This is a genomic window from Bacteroides fragilis NCTC 9343 (genome assembly GCF_000025985.1).
In the GTDB taxonomy this organism is placed as follows: domain Bacteria; phylum Bacteroidota; class Bacteroidia; order Bacteroidales; family Bacteroidaceae; genus Bacteroides; species Bacteroides fragilis.
In genome coordinates this window covers 3,999,866-4,015,097 of sequence record NC_003228.3, presented here as the reverse complement: position 1 = coordinate 4,015,097, position 15,232 = coordinate 3,999,866, and the positions used below count along the sequence as shown (strand labels likewise).

General features: G+C 44.1%; 18 protein-coding genes. 14 read left to right on the top strand and 4 right to left on the bottom strand.

All coding sequences use genetic code 11. From position 1 onward, the window contains the following. Positions 1 to 31: 31 nt before the first annotated feature. Positions 32 to 787 (top strand): copper homeostasis protein CutC, encoded by a 756-nt coding sequence (locus BF9343_RS16425; RefSeq protein ID WP_005797842.1) that lies wholly within the window; start codon positions 32 to 34, stop codon positions 785 to 787. A gap of 109 nt (positions 788 to 896) precedes the next feature. Continuing rightward, positions 897 to 1,379: a PepSY-like domain-containing protein gene (locus BF9343_RS16420; protein ID WP_009292689.1), complete on the top strand. Its 483-nt coding sequence runs from the start codon at positions 897 to 899 to the stop codon at positions 1,377 to 1,379. 77 nt (positions 1,380 to 1,456) lie between these two features. Here BF9343_RS16420 and BF9343_RS16415 read toward each other — a convergent pair whose 3' ends face one another. Further along, a complete protein-coding gene (locus BF9343_RS16415) occupies positions 1,457 to 2,626 on the bottom strand; it encodes an acyltransferase (RefSeq protein ID WP_009292690.1) in 1,170 nt (389 codons plus the stop codon). A gap of 152 nt (positions 2,627 to 2,778) precedes the next feature. Here BF9343_RS16415 and BF9343_RS16410 point away from each other — a divergent pair, with 152 nt between their 5' ends. Then, positions 2,779 to 3,345 carry a 5'-methylthioadenosine/S-adenosylhomocysteine nucleosidase family protein gene (locus BF9343_RS16410; RefSeq protein WP_010993397.1) on the top strand — a complete coding sequence of 189 codons (567 nt, stop codon included), beginning with the start codon at positions 2,779 to 2,781 and terminating at the stop codon, positions 3,343 to 3,345. Here the strand turns inward: BF9343_RS16410 and BF9343_RS16405 are convergent. After that, positions 3,312 to 3,674: a YbaN family protein gene (locus tag BF9343_RS16405; protein WP_005790413.1), complete on the bottom strand. Its 363-nt coding sequence runs from the start codon at positions 3,672 to 3,674 to the stop codon at positions 3,312 to 3,314. The genes BF9343_RS16410 and BF9343_RS16405 overlap by 34 nt on opposite strands. A 116-nt stretch (positions 3,675 to 3,790) precedes the next feature. Here BF9343_RS16405 and queD point away from each other — a divergent pair, with 116 nt between their 5' ends. The 6 genes from queD to BF9343_RS16375 all read left to right on the top strand — a co-directional run bounded on the left by queD (position 3,791) and on the right by BF9343_RS16375 (position 8,432). Further along, positions 3,791 to 4,123 carry a 6-carboxytetrahydropterin synthase QueD gene (gene queD / locus BF9343_RS16400; RefSeq protein ID WP_005790409.1) on the top strand — a complete coding sequence of 111 codons (333 nt, stop codon included), beginning with the start codon at positions 3,791 to 3,793 and terminating at the stop codon, positions 4,121 to 4,123. Next, complete coding sequence (locus tag BF9343_RS16395; RefSeq protein ID WP_005790407.1) at positions 4,110 to 4,655, top strand: 7-carboxy-7-deazaguanine synthase QueE; 546 nt, start codon at positions 4,110 to 4,112, stop codon at positions 4,653 to 4,655. Before queD ends, BF9343_RS16395 begins: the two co-directional genes overlap by 14 nt. 136 nt (positions 4,656 to 4,791) lie before the next feature. After that, the gene (locus tag BF9343_RS16390; RefSeq protein WP_005790405.1) at positions 4,792 to 5,532 is read left to right on the top strand and encodes a (Fe-S)-binding protein; all 741 of its coding nucleotides are present in this window, start codon (positions 4,792 to 4,794) and stop codon (positions 5,530 to 5,532) included. Then, the gene (locus BF9343_RS16385) at positions 5,529 to 6,914 is read left to right on the top strand and encodes a lactate utilization protein B (protein ID WP_005790403.1); all 1,386 of its coding nucleotides are present in this window, start codon (positions 5,529 to 5,531) and stop codon (positions 6,912 to 6,914) included. The genes BF9343_RS16390 and BF9343_RS16385 overlap by 4 nt, the downstream gene beginning before the upstream one ends. Beyond that, positions 6,911 to 7,489, top strand: coding sequence for a LutC/YkgG family protein (locus tag BF9343_RS16380; protein WP_005790401.1), 579 nt, complete (start codon positions 6,911 to 6,913; stop codon positions 7,487 to 7,489). Before BF9343_RS16385 ends, BF9343_RS16380 begins: the two co-directional genes overlap by 4 nt. Positions 7,490 to 7,559: 70 nt before the next feature. After that, on the top strand, positions 7,560 to 8,432 hold the full coding sequence (locus BF9343_RS16375) for a pyridoxamine kinase (protein WP_005797836.1): 873 nt from the start codon (positions 7,560 to 7,562) through the stop codon (positions 8,430 to 8,432). 200 nt (positions 8,433 to 8,632) lie between these two features. Here the strand turns inward: BF9343_RS16375 and BF9343_RS16370 are convergent, their stop codons facing one another. Continuing rightward, positions 8,633 to 8,947, bottom strand: a complete 315-nt coding sequence (locus tag BF9343_RS16370) for a hypothetical protein (protein ID WP_005790398.1) — start codon at positions 8,945 to 8,947, stop codon at positions 8,633 to 8,635. Positions 8,948 to 9,149: 202 nt separating this feature from the next. After that, positions 9,150 to 10,982: a vWA domain-containing protein gene (locus BF9343_RS16365; RefSeq protein ID WP_010993396.1), complete on the bottom strand. Its 1,833-nt coding sequence runs from the start codon at positions 10,980 to 10,982 to the stop codon at positions 9,150 to 9,152. A 190-nt stretch (positions 10,983 to 11,172) separates the two neighbouring features. Here BF9343_RS16365 and BF9343_RS16360 point away from each other — a divergent pair, with 190 nt between their 5' ends. The 5 genes from BF9343_RS16360 to BF9343_RS16340 are packed head-to-tail and all read left to right on the top strand — an operon-like array spanning position 11,173 to position 15,205. Next, complete coding sequence (locus BF9343_RS16360) at positions 11,173 to 11,829, top strand: CDP-alcohol phosphatidyltransferase family protein (protein ID WP_010993395.1); 657 nt, start codon at positions 11,173 to 11,175, stop codon at positions 11,827 to 11,829. Then, positions 11,826 to 12,782: a phosphatidate cytidylyltransferase gene (locus BF9343_RS16355; RefSeq protein ID WP_005790388.1), complete on the top strand. Its 957-nt coding sequence runs from the start codon at positions 11,826 to 11,828 to the stop codon at positions 12,780 to 12,782. Before BF9343_RS16360 ends, BF9343_RS16355 begins: the two co-directional genes overlap by 4 nt. 24 nt (positions 12,783 to 12,806) lie before the next feature. Continuing rightward, positions 12,807 to 13,463, top strand: a complete 657-nt coding sequence (locus BF9343_RS16350) for a lysophospholipid acyltransferase family protein (RefSeq protein ID WP_005790386.1) — start codon at positions 12,807 to 12,809, stop codon at positions 13,461 to 13,463. After that, positions 13,464 to 14,039, top strand: a complete 576-nt coding sequence (locus BF9343_RS16345) for an RNA polymerase sigma factor (RefSeq protein WP_009292693.1) — start codon at positions 13,464 to 13,466, stop codon at positions 14,037 to 14,039. It begins immediately after the preceding gene. Next, positions 14,036 to 15,205 carry an energy transducer TonB gene (locus BF9343_RS16340; RefSeq protein ID WP_010993394.1) on the top strand — a complete coding sequence of 390 codons (1,170 nt, stop codon included), beginning with the start codon at positions 14,036 to 14,038 and terminating at the stop codon, positions 15,203 to 15,205. Before BF9343_RS16345 ends, BF9343_RS16340 begins: the two co-directional genes overlap by 4 nt. The last annotated feature ends 27 nt before the right edge of the window (positions 15,206 to 15,232 follow it).

The window sequence follows — 15,232 nt, the reverse complement described above, 5'->3', positions numbered from 1 at the left end:
GTTCAACAGTTGTTTTTAATATGGATAAAATATGAAGAATTACTTATTTGAGGTTTGTACCAACTCTGTAGAGAGTTGCATTGCTGCACAGGAAGGTGGAGCAAACCGTGTGGAACTTTGTGCCGGTATCCCCGAAGGCGGAACTACTCCGTCGTATGGCGAGATAGCAATGGCACGTGAGGTACTGACGACCACCCGGCTGCATGTCATCATACGTCCGCGCGGCGGCGATTTTCTTTATTCTCCTGTCGAGGTAAAGACCATGCTGAAGGATATAGAAATGGCTCGTCAACTTGGAGCCGACGGGGTGGTGTTTGGCTGCCTGACTACAAATGGCGGGATAGACGTACCGGTGATGAAACAATTGATGGAGGCCTCAAAAGGCTTATCTGTCACTTTCCATCGGGCATTTGATGTCTGCCGTGATGCGTCTGAAGCTTTGGAACAGATAATTGATCTGGGATGCGACCGTATCCTGACTTCGGGGCAACAGGCAACGGCGGAACTTGGAATACCTTTGTTGAAGGAACTCCGTGAAAGGGCGAACGGCAGAATTACTCTCCTTGCAGGTTGTGGGGTGAACGAAAAGAATATCTGCCGGATTGCAAAAGAGACCGGTATTCAGGAATTCCATTTCTCGGCTCGTGAAAGCATTAAGAGCGGAATGGAGTATAAGAATGAGGCGGTATCCATGGGAGGAACTGTCCACATCAGTGAGTATGAGCGGAACGTGACGACAGTGAAACGCGTGAAAGATACGATTGAGAGTATTACTTCTTCTCTTTAAAAGAGTATTTGAGCCGGTTCGAATGGGTGTCGGCCGTTTTTTCGAAACAAACCATCCCTGCAAACTGTTAGTTAGCGAAAAGTATTCACCCGATTAAAATGCTTTAGCTATGATAAAATTGAGATTCAGCTTGTTGATGGCTTTGTTGGTAGTGGCTGTGTCGGTTTTTGCGGATAATGCACCTGCCAAAGTGCAGACAGCCCTGAAAAAAATGTATCCCAAGGCTGATGGAATCGCCTGGTCGCAGGACGGTGGTTACTATTGTGCCGATTTTATGATGAATGGTTATGAAAAGAATGTCTGGTTCAATGCACAGGGACAATGGCAGATGACGCAGACAGAGTGGGGAGATACCGATGAACTTTCTGCCACGGTATATAATGCGTATGCTTCCGGACCCTATTCCGGCTGGCAGGTAGAGGACGTCACTTACGTAGAATTTCCGAAATGGCAACCGATTATTGTCATTAAGGTGGGACAGCAAAATGTAGACATCCAGTATCAACTGTTCTATAGTCCGAATGGGACATTGCTGCGTACTCGCAATGTGAGCTATATGGGTGATATATTGGGCCCCGGTACTTTTTTGTAGCTTTCTTCATATTATGGATTTACGGGTGGATGGAAGGAGTCCGAATATCTTTCCATTCACCCGTAAATGCTTGTTCTTTATCCCATAAACCAAACGGCTTTTTGTGGCATCAGCTTATAAATTAGTGCAGTAAATGCCCAACTGCAAAGGAATATGCAGATAGCCATCAGTGGAACCTGCAAAGGGATGGGCAATGACGAAGGTCCTATTAAAAGGAAGAAGGGACCTACGACAAAATAGTGTACCATATAGATGCCGAAACCACACTGGGTCATATTGGCCAATACTTTAATGACAGTAGAGTTGGTGATGACAACCTTTTGTAATAGTAAGAAGGTAGCCAAAGTCATTAGTAGCACATTGGGGCTGCAGAAGGTAAAGAAGAGTTCCATCTCCGTTTCCGTCGCATTGGGATTTGACGCTGTGGTGCTGAACCCTGTATAAGTGATATAATATCCGACGGCAAACATGAGTATGCAGAGTATGAATGTTTTCATAAGGCTCCAGTCATTTCCTTTTTTGACATAATGCCCCAGTAATAAATAGCCGTTGAATCCGGCAAAGTAATAGAAGAGCCCGAATTCATTCCACGTGTCCGTGCCGAATACATATCCGCTTCTTTCGAACAAACAATTGGCAACATACTCTTTCAAATAAGGGATGAAGAGTGAGATAATCCATATCAGGAGAAAAGCTCGTTTGGTCTTTCGGTCGGCATTTTCTATCCATGCCGAGAAGAATGGCATGTAGAGATACAGACCGATAAGTAGATAGATATACCACATGTGGTTCTCTTTATGGCTGAAGTTGAATGGAATCATTGCCACATCTTTAAGAGAGTCTATCAGGCTTTGTGATTCCTGCCCTTGTGTATAGCAAAAGAAGTCACCGATGATCTCTTTCGGTAGTCCGAGTACGCCTGTAACCCAAGGAAACATGCTATACAACACCGACCATATAAGAAAAGGGAACAAAACACGGTAAATGCGCTTTTTGTAGAATTTACCCAGTGGTTGTTTTTTTACGGGGAGCAGAAGCAGTCCCGTCATCATAACAAACAGAGGTACCGACGGACGGAGCAGTGAACCATAGATCGCTGCCCAATGCGTGTATTCCGGAATAGCCCGCATTGTGGGAGAAATGTAAAAAGGGTCGATACAATGAACGCCTATGACCATTATCATTGCAACACAGCGGATGACGTCGAGCCAGACGATACGATTGTCGGAGATAGAGTTTTGAATCATGATATTTGTGCTTTAAGTTTCGGGCAAAGATAGGATGAAAAGGAGCCGGGTATATGTAGATTCTGACCAATTAAAGATAATATCTGGTCAATTTGGCTTTAATTGATTACTTTTGCAGCGATATAAATGTATGAAATTCAAAAAAAGTAATCATGTTAAAGATATTGGTGACTTATGCCGTACAAGGCGAATTTACAGAAATCAAGTGGCCCGACGTGGAGGTATATTATGTGCGGACCGGTATTGGAAAAGTGAAATCGGCTTTTCATTTGTCCGAGGCTATCCAGCAAGTGAAGCCCGATATTGTGATCAATCAGGGAACAGCCGGAACTATTAATCATCAGGTAGGGGACGTTTTTGTCTGCCGTCATTTTGTCGATCGGGATATGCATAAGATGACCGGATTGGGAATGGAATACCGTATTGATTCGTCGGAATTGCTTGCTGCCAAGGGCTTTTGCCAACACTGGACCGAATCGGCAACCTGCAATACCGGTGATAGCTTCCTGACTGAGCTGACGGATATTGAGGGAGATGTGGTTGATATGGAGGCTTATGCGCAGGCTTTTGTATGCAGAGCCAAAGAAATTCCTTTTATTTCGGTTAAGTATGTTTCGGATGTGATTGGACAGAATTCTGTGAAGCACTGGGAAGACCGTTTGGAAGATGCCCGTGCAGGCTTATCTCACTTTTTCAATGTTTTAAAAGAAAGTATATGATAAGTTACGCCTGCGGCTATCAGGAAGAGGAGTATCTTGACCCAGACCAACGGGATCAGGAAGAAAATGCAATAAAGCATTGTGCCCCACATGAGCAGCAGTGAGATGATTTTGGCGCGTAACGGGATCGCTTTATTTTCCCGAAAGTTGCGTATATAAGTACCAAAGTATTTGTGATTCAGAAGCCACTGGTATAACCGGGGAGATCCCTTGAAATAGAGGGCGGCAGTGAGTAGCAGAAACGGGGTAGTGGGCAATAATGGCAGAAAAATGCCAAGAATGCCGAGCCCCAGCGAAATGGTACCTAATATAATACAGATAGTTTTCATTCGGCAAAAATAGGAAAAATAACTTTTCTCGCTGAATGAAAACTATCTTTTGTATTATCTTTGTGCCCGCACCGAGGTGACATTAGGTGCAGTAACCATTAATAATATCTACAACAATGTTTACAGTAATCAAAAGAATGGAGATATCGGCTGCACATAAGCTGATTCTTCCGTACCGGAGCAAATGCGCCAGTCTTCATGGTCACAACTGGATTATCACTGTCTACTGCCGTTCTGAGCGGCTCAATGCAGATGGAATGGTAGTGGATTTCACCCAGATTAAGCAGGCCGTTAAGGAGAAACTGGATCACAGGAATCTGAATGAGGTACTTCCTTTTAATCCCACGGCAGAAAATATTGCCCGTTGGGTATGCAAGCAAATACCTCAATGTTATAAGGTCGAAGTGCAGGAATCGGAAGCAAATACGGTGATTTATGAGAAAGATTAACGAAATTTTTTATAGTTTACAGGGAGAGGGGTATCATACGGGTACCCCTGCTGTTTTTATACGTTTCTCGGGCTGTAATCTGAAATGTGACTTCTGTGATACCCGACACGAAGAGGGTGAAATGATGACAGACGAAGATATTGTCAATGAAATAGGGAAGTATCCGGCTGTCATGGTGATTCTTACCGGAGGAGAGCCTTCTTTGTGGATTGACGATGCTTTTATAGACCTTTTGCACCGTGCAGGCAAGTATGTATGTATCGAAACCAATGGTACGAAACCCTTGCCCGTTGCTATCGATTGGGTGACCTGCTCTCCCAAGCAGGGTGTCAATTTAGCTTTAAACCGGATGGATGAAGTTAAAGTTGTTTACGAAGGACAAAATATTGACGTTTATGAACAACTTCCCGCCGAACATTTTTTCCTTCAGCCTTGTTCTTGTAATAACACCGCAGAAACGGTGGATTGCGTGATGCGACATCCTAAATGGAGACTTAGCCTGCAAACGCACAAACTGATAAATATTCTATAAGCTGTGGGATCTGATTCGGGCTATATATATGTGATAAGCTGCAAGATATAGGCAGCCGTATTGTGTCTTGTGTGTTATTGATCGTTTGTGACTCGTAGCTTGTGACTCGTGACTTGTAACTAATTAATGATATATTATGAAAGTAGGTTTATTTATCCCCTGTTATATCAATGCCATTTATCCGCAGGTAGGGGTGGCATCATATAAATTACTGAAGAACTTAGGGGTGGATGTTGATTATCCTCTTGACCAGACCTGTTGCGGACAGCCCATGGCGAACGCCGGTTTTCAAGATGAATCTTTAAAAATGGCTATTCGTTTCGATGATTTATTCCGGAAGTACGATTACATTGTCGGTCCCTCTGCCAGTTGTGTGGCTTTTGTGAAAGAGAATCATCCCGGCATTCTGGCCAAAGAAGGCCATCAGTGCCAAAGCGCAGGTAAGATATATGACCTTTGCGCTTTCATTCACGATGTGATAAAACCTACGAAAATTCCTGCCCGCTTTCCCCATAAAGTCAGCATCCATAACAGTTGTCACGGTGTACGTGAACTTTTCCTGTCAGCTCCGAGCGAACTGAATATACCTTATTTTAATAAATTGCGTGATTTACTTCAGATGGTCGAAGGAATTGAAGTTTTTGAGCCCTCCCATGTGGACGAATGTTGTGGTTTCGGAGGTATGTTTGCAGTCGAGGAGCAGGCTGTTTCAGTCTGTATGGGACGCGATAAGATACGGCATCACATGGAGACCGGTGCCGAATACATCACCGGAGCGGATAGCTCCTGCCTGATGCATATGCAGGGTATCATCGAACGTGAGCACCTGCCTATCCGAATGATTCATGTTGTAGAAATATTAGCATCACAATTATGAGTACCAAGCATGCAAAAGCTGCCGAAAAATTCCTGGAAAATCCGGTGATGGCAGCATGGCACAACGAGACCCTTTGGATGGTTCGTGCCAAGAGAGACAAGATGAGCAAGGAAGTACCCGAGTGGGAAGAATTGCGTGATAAGGCATGTGCGTTGAAACTCTACTCCAACAGCCACCTTGAGGAACTCTTGCTGGAGTTTGAGAAGAATGCCACAGCCAATGGAGCCATCGTTCACTGGGCAAAAGATGCGGAAGAGTATCGTGCCATCGTTTATGAAATATTGAGCAGTCACGGAGTAAAGCATTTTGTAAAAAGCAAATCGATGTTGGCAGAAGAGTGCGAACTGAACCCGTTTCTGATAGAGAAAGGAATCGATGTGGTGGAATCCGATCTCGGTGAGCGTATCCTGCAATTGATGAATCTGGCACCGAGTCATATTGTACTTCCGGCTATCCACATCAAGCGTGAGCAGGTAGGAGAACTTTTTGAGAAAGAAATGGGAACGGAGAAAGGGAATTTTGATCCCACTTATCTGACCCATGCCGCCCGAAAGAACTTACGAAATATCTTTCTGAATGCGGAAGCCGCTATGACGGGAGCCAACTTTGCTGTGGCGTCTACCGGAGATATTGTGGTTTGTACCAATGAAGGAAATGCCGATATGGGTACATCGTGCCCGACACTGAATATTGCTGCTTTCGGCATGGAAAAGATTGTGCCGGACATGGAGGCTCTGGGAGTGTTTACCCGTCTGTTGGCACGTTCGGCAACGGGACAGCCGATCACTACTTATACCTCTCAATACCGGAATCCCCGTGAAGGAGGTGAATATCATATTATTATTGTAGATAATGGACGGAGTGCCCTGCTGGCCCATCCCGATCATATCAAGACTTTGAACTGTATCCGATGTGGTGCCTGCATGAATACGTGTCCGGTGTATCGTCGGAGTGGAGGATATTCTTACACTTACTTTATTCCCGGACCTATCGGTATCAATCTGGGAATGGCACATGATCCGGAAAAGTATTACGATAATCTGTCAGCCTGTTCTCTCTGTATGTCTTGTTCGGATGTTTGTCCGGCAAAGGTGGACTTGGCCGAACAGATTTATAAATGGAGGCAGGATCTGGATAAGATTGGAAAAGCTAATACGGGTAAGAAAATAATGTCCGGTGGCATGAAGGTGTTGATGGATCATCCTACGCTTTTCAATGCGGCGCTTTGGGCTGCTCCGGTAGTTAACCATTTGCCACGTTTTATGAAGTATAACGATTTGGATGCGTGGGGAAAAGGACGAGAACTTCCTAAATTCGCGGGCGAATCGTTTAACGAGATGTGGAAGAAAAATAAAGTGCAGGGAAAGGAGGAAAACAAATGAGTAGTAAAGAAGACATATTAGCGAGTATCCGTAAAAATACGAAGAACCGCTACGAATATCCCGATTGGCAGATCAATGCAACTGTTTATCCGGACGTGGTTGCCAAATTCTGTGAAATGAGTTTTGCCGTCGGTGGTGAGGCTATTGTGCTCGGTGAGGGAGAAGATATCAATGCTGTCATTCGCCGTACTTACCCTGATGCCGGCAGCATTGCTTCCGATTTGGAGGAAATCACGTGTGCTACGTTCAATCCTGATTTGTTAGGTCGTGCGCAGGATCTGAACGGAACCGATATAGCCGTTGTCAAAGGTGAAATCGGAGTAGCCGAGAATGCGGCTGTCTGGATTCCTCAGACAGTGAAATACAAGGCACTCTATTTTATTGCTGAGAAGCTGGTGATTGTTCTGGACAAAAATCGTATTGTGAGCAATATGCATCAGGCTTACGAACGGATAAAAGATGAAAAATATAAATTCGGTACATTTATCTCGGGACCCTCAAAGACTGCCGACATTGAACAGGCATTGGTGATGGGAGCTCATGGAGCGAGAGATGTATTGGTAATATTAAAGTAACGAAGCAGTGTCAGAGGAGATGCGACTGCGGGTTGCCTGGATGAATATTGGTTTTGATTAATATAAGTGTATGTTTGCAAATAAAGTAAAGAAGGTGGCGGCCATTCACGATCTTTCCGGTATGGGAAGGGTCTCTCTGACGGTCGTCATTCCCATTCTGTCATCGATGGGGTTTCAGGTATGTCCGTTGCCTACGGCCATCCTGTCTAACCACACGCAGTATCCTGATTTTACTTTTCTTGATCTGACGGACGAGATGCCTCGTATCATTGCTGAGTGGAAACGGTTGGAAGTGGAGTTTGATGCTATTTATACCGGTTATCTGGGATCGCCCCGACAGATTCAGATTGTATCTGATTTTATTCGTGATTTTCGCAGAAAAGATAGTCTGACTGTAATAGATCCCGTTTTGGGAGACAATGGTAAGCTCTATTCCAATTTCAATGAATCGATGGTGGTGGAAATGCAGCATTTAGTCACACATGCCGATGTGATCACCCCCAATCTGACGGAACTTTTCTATCTGCTCGACCGGCCGTATAAAGAGAGTAATACCGATCAGGAACTAAAAGAGTATTTGCGTTGTTTGTCGGACAAAGGGCCGGAAGTGGTCATTATCACCAGTGTACCGGTGTTGGACGAACCCCACAAAACTTCTGTTTATGCTTACAATCGGACAGGAAACCGTTACTGGAAAATCACATGTCCCTATTTGCCCGCCCATTATCCGGGTACGGGAGATACGTTTACGAGTGTCATTACCGGAGCTTTATTGCAGGGAGACAGTCTTCCCATTGCTCTGGACCGTGCTACGCAGTTTATTTTGCAGGGCATTCGTGCTACTTTCGGTTACGAGTACGACAATCGTGAGGGTATTCTGTTGGAGAAGGTACTTCACAATCTCGATATGCCCATCCAGAGCAGCAGCTACGAGTTGATTTAAGTAGTGACTCTGAATTTTGTTCCGGAAGTCGGTTGCTTATATTTATTGTCCCTATCATTCGTTGCCGGACAGGAGGAGGCCAGTCAATAGATGATAAGAGGCAAATAAACTGTAATGGTAAGTCCACATTCCTCCATAAACGGGAAAAGCACTGCTCCCCTGATTGGAAACAGTGCTTTTCGCCCTTTAAACGTGCACTTTTATTTTACTTCTTCCCCTTTTTCGTTCAATACCACAGTCACGTCTGTTCCGTCTTTCTGAGTAACGACTACTTTGTAAAGTTTACCTTCTTCTTTAGTTGTTACCGATGCTTCCTTGATGGTTGATTCAGGATAAGCTTTTCCGAGAGTTTCGGTTACTGCTGCGGGCAGATCCTTTACTTCAATCTTTGTATACTCGTCTTGCGGAGCTTGTGCGGTTGCTACCACTGCGTTAGCGTTTTCTGCGTTCTGTGCGAATGCTACTGAGCTACCTAATCCCATAACCAATGCTACTGCTACTAATACCTTTTTCATAATTGTAAGTTTTAAGTTAATAAATGAAGTTTGTTTTTCTGTAAGCCACTTGCTTACGATAATAATAGTGCAAGCCTCGTGCCAAAACGAAGGTGGATGTGTTATAGTGCTAGTATATAGCTGTTTATGAACGATAACCTAAAGTTCAAACTGTGGAAAACGGGACTTTGGAGTGTGGATACCGTGGAAAACTTCCACAATCTCAGAGACTTTTGGCAGTTTCTGCAAGCCGTATGAATTCTCTTTTGTACCCTTTTTCATCATTTTCTAATCCGGTTTTTGCCAAAGAGATCACTTTGTCATAAGTGGCGTTTCCTTTGAATTCCGAGTCTCTCAGTAGTTGTCCGAACATGGCTACTGCGGCTGCAAAGCGGAAATCGGCAGAGACCCGGTTGCTTTTATGGTCAATCAACGGCAATTCTATCTTCTTGCTGGTATTACTGTCCGGAGCTTTGTAACGTAGCTTAATGGTTAATAACTCGTCAGATTCATTGAGAGGCGTAGATGGTTTTTGTTTTTTCTGATATTTGAGATCGTCTATTTTTCCTGCAAAATCACTCTTTACTCCCGTGGGAATTACTTCATAGAAAGCTGTCATTGTATGTCCGGCTCCCATTTCTCCGGCATCTTTTGTATCGTTATTAAAATCCTCGTCTGCAAGCAAACGGCTCTCGTAACCTATCAGTCGGTAGGCCTGCACTTGTGCCGGATTGAACTCTACCTGTAACTTTACGTCTTTGGCAACAGTGTGTAAAGTTGCTCCGAATTCGTTCACCAATACTCGGTTGGCTTCTTGTAAGTTATCGATGTAGGCATGGTTTCCGTTGCCTTTTTCGGCGAGAGTCTGCATCTTGCTGTCTTTGTAGTTGCCCATTCCGTATCCCAATACGGTGAGGAATATACCGCTTTTACGCTTTTGTTCAATCAGCTTTTCAAGTTCCTTGTCCGATGATACGCCCACATTGAAATCACCATCGGTGCAGAGTATGATACGATTGTTGCCTCCTGATATAAAGTTCTTTTGGGCTATTTTATAAGCCAGCATGATCCCTTCACCTCCTGCGGTAGAACCACTTGCTTCCAGCTCGTCAATGGCTTCACGTATCTTTTGTTTGTCACTGCCCGGAGTTGCTTCCAGTTTCACACCGGCATTGCCTGCATAAGTCACGATAGCTACTTTATCTTTATCACGTAAGTTGTTTACCAATAGTTTAAGAGAGGATTTCACTAAATCCAACCGGTTCGCTCCCCACATAGAGCCAGAGACGTCGATCAGAAAGACAAGATTGGATGCAGGCAGATTGTCCGTCGGGATTTCTTTAGCCTTCAGTCCGATACGGACAAGACGGTGATCTGCGTTCCAAGGGCAGGTTCCGGCTTCCATCGTAATCTTCACAGGATCACTTCCCGTCGGTTTCGGATAATCATAGGAAAAGTAGTTCACTAATTCTTCCGTACGGATTGCATCGACTGGAGGCAGTTTACCTTTATTGATAAAACGACGCATATTGCTGTAAGAAGCGGCATCCACGTCAATAGAAAAAGTAGAAAGTGGAGCATCCGACACATTCTTGAAACCATTTTCCTGAATCTCGCCATATTCTTCCGCATTTACAGCATTATACATGATTCCCGATGCGGGACATACTGCCATATAAGCAGTAGACATTGATTTAGTGGCCCTTAGTTCGTGTCCGTATCCTACAACCACACATTCTTCCAATACAAGTTCGTCAGCTTTCATCTTCACATCCAGCGTGGACGATTTTACCACCCTTTTCTCTTGCTTATAGCCGATATACTGAAACAACAACGTCTCTCCTTTCTTAGACTGAATCGTGTATTGACCGTTCATGTTCGTCACCGTACCTTTCGTAGTACCCTTTATCTGTACCGAACAGCCGACAAGCGGAGTTCCATCTTTTGCATCTGTTACAGTACCCGACACAGTAATAGCTTGTGCACTCACTGTAGCCAAAGAGATAACTGCCATTAGCAGTGCGAGCACCATCGCTCTGAATTGATTTGTTTTCATAACTTCATTATTTTAAAATGTTACTATTAGTTCGCTTTTACTATAGAGATGCAGATTCCACACAGATTCCATAAACAACCCAAACTTTTTTTATTTTGCTGCAAAAGAGGTTCATTTCAAAATTCTCACTCATTCCTTTGCAACTCATCAGATGATGTGTATATTTGCGAATCATAAACATATCACAAATATGAAAAATGAAGTTGATGGAAGGCGGGAAATAGCCTCACGAAACACGGCCTGGGCTAATATCATTGCCCGTAAACTTACTCATTGGGGTGTCACACCCAACCAAATTTCCATGATGAGTGTATTCTTCGCTATGGTGGGATGTCTCCTGCTGATTGGCACAGTCATTTATCCCGGCTTCAATAAATATGTAGCCTATATTCTGTTTATCGTTTGTATGCAGTCGCGATTACTCTGCAATCTGTTCGACGGGATGGTAGCCATTGAAGGAGGAAAGAAAAGTGCCAATGGAGATCTTTATAACGATATGCCCGACCGCTTTGCCGATGCTCTGTTCATCATTCCCGTGGGGTATGTAGCTGGTGGATTCGGCATTGAATTGGGATGGTTGGCTGCTTTTCTCGCTGTTATGACTGCCTATTTCCGCTGGATAGGGGCATACAAGACACACCAGCATTTCTTTAACGGCCCGATGGCCAAGCAGCACCGTATGGCATTATTGACTCTTACCTTCGTGGTCGCCACTTGCACTATTTATTCAGGATACGACCAGATGGTATGCTTCATAGCTCTAATCATTATCAACATCGGTCTTATCGCAACACTGATACACCGCTTGTACCTCATATCACACACTACAAACACTGAAATAAAATGAAAGATCTACTGGATAAAATATTCCCCACATTAAGCGATGAACTGATTATTGTCATCTCGCTTATCATCGGACTACTTGTTACGGCAAGCCTTATTCTCTTTCTCGTAAAGAAGATATTTCCGAAAACAAATATCAGTGAACTCGCTGCACGCACACGCTCATGGTGGATCATGGCGGGCATGTTTATCGGTGCCGTATTTATCAGCTATAACATCTCTTATTTCTTCCTTGCATTTCTCTCTTTTATCGCCTTCAGAGAACTTTATTCGGTACTGGGATTCAGAGAAGCGGATCGCGGAGCATTGTTCTGGGGCATACTAGCCATTCCCATTCAATATTACCTTGCCTACCTGGCCTGGTATGGAGCCTTCATCATATTCATTCCGGTAGTCATGTTCCTTGTATTGCCTTTACGACTGGTTTTAAAGGGAGACACGCATGGAATTACCAAGTCGATGGCCCTGTTGCAATGGATTCTGATGCTTTCGGTATTCGGTATCAGTCACCTTGCTTATCTCCTGTCGCTTCCCGAACTACCGGGATTCAGTTCAGGAGGACGAGGTCTGCTGTTGTTCCTTGTATTCCTTACCGAAATAAATGATGTCATGCAGTTCATTTGGGGTAAACTCTTGGGACGGCATAAGATACTTCCGAAAATAAGTCCGAACAAAACATGGGAAGGTTTTCTGGGTGGTGTAATCAGTACCACTGTGATTGGTTACTTTCTCGGTTTCCTGACTCCCCTCTCCGCTCCTAATGTCATCCTGGTAAGTGCCCTTATCGCAATTGCCGGATTCTCGGGAGATGTAGTCATCTCCGCGATCAAGAGAGACAAAGGAATCAAAGATATGGGAAACAGTATTCCCGGTCATGGAGGGGTGTTCGACCGGATCGACTCTCTGGCCTACACTGCCCCCGTATTTTTTCATTTAGTTTATTATATTGCTTATTAAGAGGAAAAGATGGAAAAAAGATTCATGCAATCTGTTGCCATGCGGATTATATATAAAGGTGTTTTCCACTGGTTCCTGAAATTAATCGTAGGGGTTCAGTTCACCGATTGCCAGTTCCTCAAAAAGGAGAAGCAGTTTATCATCCTTGCCAATCATAACAGCCACTTGGATACCCTCAGTTTGCTATCTTCTTTGCCCGGTAACCTTTTATGGAAAGTCAAACCTGTAGCGGCAGAAGATTATTTCGGGAAAACTCGCTTTCAGGCTTCGATAAGTAACTTTTTCATCAATACTCTTTTAATCAGGAGAAAAGGGGAAAAAGATTCGGAACATGATCCGATTCGCAAGATGCTCGAAGCCATTGATGCCGGATATTCACTGATTCTTTTTCCGGAAGGAACCAGAGGAAAGTCGGAACAAATGGGAAAAATAAAATCCGGTATAGCCCGTATCCTGTCTCTGCGACCTGAAGTGAAATATATTCCCGTGTTCATGACCGGCATGGGACGTTCACTGCCTAAAGGCAAAATGATACTGCTACCCTACAAAGCATCCGTCTATTACGGTATACCCACATTGGTAAAGAGTACAGATACACATGAAATATTAGACCAGATTACAGGTGATTTTGAAGTAATGAAAGAAAAATATCAAGTCGTTATCGACGAAGAAGAGGAATAGATGTTGTTTTTCAAAAGAAACATATCGAGACTATCGGACGAGGAATTACTGATACACTATACGAAGTCTGGCGATACGGAATATTTCGGCGAATTATATAACCGATATATACCGTTACTGTATGGACTTTGCCTGAAATACCTGCATGATGAAGACCGGGCACAGGAAGCAGTCATGCAACTATTTGAAGATTTACTACCTAAGTTGGGAAATTATGAGATAAAAGTGTTCAAGCCATGGCTCTACCGGGTAGCGAAGAATCATTGCCTGCAACTTTTACGGAAGGAAAATAAAGAAATTCCGTTAGATTATACGGTTAATATTATGGAATCTGACGAATTTCTGCATCTATTAAGTGAAGAGGAAAGTTCGGAGGAACAACTGAAGGCATTACATCACTGTCTCGAAAAGTTGCCCGAAGAACAACGGACCAGTATTACGCGTTTCTTTCTCGAAGAGATGTCGTATGCCGACATTGTGGAACAAAACGGATTTACTCTGAACAATGTGAAGAGTTATATCCAAAATGGAAAACGAAATTTAAAGATTTGCATTAAAAATCAGCTTAAGGGATGAAACTATCGGATTACATACGGGGATTCCGCAAGGGGAAAGAAGCACATCGATTGGAGAAAGAAGCGATGCGTGATCCTTTTTTGGCCGATGCGTTGGAAGGGTATAGCCGGGTGGAGAGTGGAGCCGATGAGCAAATAGAGTTGTTGCGTCGCCGGGTGAATATGCGCGTAACGCAAAAACGCAGGCATACCATTGCTTGGAGTGTGGCTGCCAGCCTTCTGATCGGAGTTTGTATCGGTTCTTATTTCCTGCTTCAGGAGAATACTTTACCGGATGAAGCACGGATAGCAATGGAAGAAGTATCTCACTTGGAACCTTTGTCTGTACAAAAGGAAGAAAAGAAAGAGGATTTGGTGGCGACGGTGAGAAAAGATTCCGCAACTATTCAGAAGGGATTGATAACCGGGAATAGAGAGAAAAAAGTTGTTGTATCTCCCCACACAGAGGTGCCTCAGGCCATGACACAGGGATGGATCGATGAGGCATTGGAAACCACTATTGCCGAAGAGCCTTTGGCTGCTACCACAAGTTCGGCTATGAAATCTATTCCGGCTAATGACAGCAGCCTTACTGCTCAGGTAGCGGTTGGGGGTAAAGTACATGGCAGAGTGACAGACTCCAGCGGTTATCCTATTGTCGGTGCTACCGTTAAGCTGAAAGGGACTAATCAGGGAACTATCTCCGACGTAAATGGTAATTTTGTATTGAAGACAGGTGGAAATCGGGAACTTGCAGTCGATTATATTGGTTATGAATCCGTTACGCTTCCGGTTGATACGACTAAAAGCTTATTGATAGCGATGAACGAAGATCAAGCCACGCTTGATGAGGTGGTAGTGGTAGGGTATGGTTCGCAGTCGAAAGGGAGTATAACGGGAGCTGTAGCGAGTCTGAAAATGTCCGGTACTCCCCAACCTACCATAGGTAGAAAGGCATTTCGGAAATATCTGAAAGAGAGTCTGGTTCATCCGTCTGATAAAGACTGTGCGCGTGCCAAGGGAAAAGTTATTCTTACTTTTCGGGTAGATAAGGAAGGACGTCCACAAGACATTACTGTTAAAAAGGGACTTTGTGCTTCGGCTGATGAGGAAGCCATTCGCTTGATCGAGGAAGGACCTGACTGGACAATGGGTGAGGAACCGGTAGAAATCAGTATCCGTTTTTGATTAATGAAAAATCCCGCCTAAGTCATG

Bases quoted from the DNA above. Each gene is read 5' to 3' on its own strand.
- BF9343_RS16425 (WP_005797842.1), top strand. From the start codon at position 32: ATGAAGAATTACTTATTTGAGGTTTGTACCAACTCTGTAGAGAGTTGC.
- BF9343_RS16420 (WP_009292689.1), top strand. From the start codon at position 897: ATGATAAAATTGAGATTCAGCTTGTTGATGGCTTTGTTGGTAGTGGCT.
- BF9343_RS16415 (WP_009292690.1), bottom strand. From the start codon at position 2,626: ATGATTCAAAACTCTATCTCCGACAATCGTATCGTCTGGCTCGACGTC.
- BF9343_RS16410 (WP_010993397.1), top strand. From the start codon at position 2,779: ATGTTAAAGATATTGGTGACTTATGCCGTACAAGGCGAATTTACAGAA.
- BF9343_RS16405 (WP_005790413.1), bottom strand. From the start codon at position 3,674: ATGAAAACTATCTGTATTATATTAGGTACCATTTCGCTGGGGCTCGGC.
- queD (WP_005790409.1), top strand. From the start codon at position 3,791: ATGTTTACAGTAATCAAAAGAATGGAGATATCGGCTGCACATAAGCTG.
- BF9343_RS16395 (WP_005790407.1), top strand. From the start codon at position 4,110: ATGAGAAAGATTAACGAAATTTTTTATAGTTTACAGGGAGAGGGGTAT.
- BF9343_RS16390 (WP_005790405.1), top strand. From the start codon at position 4,792: ATGAAAGTAGGTTTATTTATCCCCTGTTATATCAATGCCATTTATCCG.
- BF9343_RS16385 (WP_005790403.1), top strand. From the start codon at position 5,529: ATGAGTACCAAGCATGCAAAAGCTGCCGAAAAATTCCTGGAAAATCCG.
- BF9343_RS16380 (WP_005790401.1), top strand. From the start codon at position 6,911: ATGAGTAGTAAAGAAGACATATTAGCGAGTATCCGTAAAAATACGAAG.
- BF9343_RS16375 (WP_005797836.1), top strand. From the start codon at position 7,560: ATGTTTGCAAATAAAGTAAAGAAGGTGGCGGCCATTCACGATCTTTCC.
- BF9343_RS16370 (WP_005790398.1), bottom strand. From the start codon at position 8,947: ATGAAAAAGGTATTAGTAGCAGTAGCATTGGTTATGGGATTAGGTAGC.
- BF9343_RS16365 (WP_010993396.1), bottom strand. From the start codon at position 10,982: ATGAAAACAAATCAATTCAGAGCGATGGTGCTCGCACTGCTAATGGCA.
- BF9343_RS16360 (WP_010993395.1), top strand. From the start codon at position 11,173: ATGAAAAATGAAGTTGATGGAAGGCGGGAAATAGCCTCACGAAACACG.
- BF9343_RS16355 (WP_005790388.1), top strand. From the start codon at position 11,826: ATGAAAGATCTACTGGATAAAATATTCCCCACATTAAGCGATGAACTG.
- BF9343_RS16350 (WP_005790386.1), top strand. From the start codon at position 12,807: ATGCAATCTGTTGCCATGCGGATTATATATAAAGGTGTTTTCCACTGG.
- BF9343_RS16345 (WP_009292693.1), top strand. From the start codon at position 13,464: ATGTTGTTTTTCAAAAGAAACATATCGAGACTATCGGACGAGGAATTA.
- BF9343_RS16340 (WP_010993394.1), top strand. From the start codon at position 14,036: ATGAAACTATCGGATTACATACGGGGATTCCGCAAGGGGAAAGAAGCA.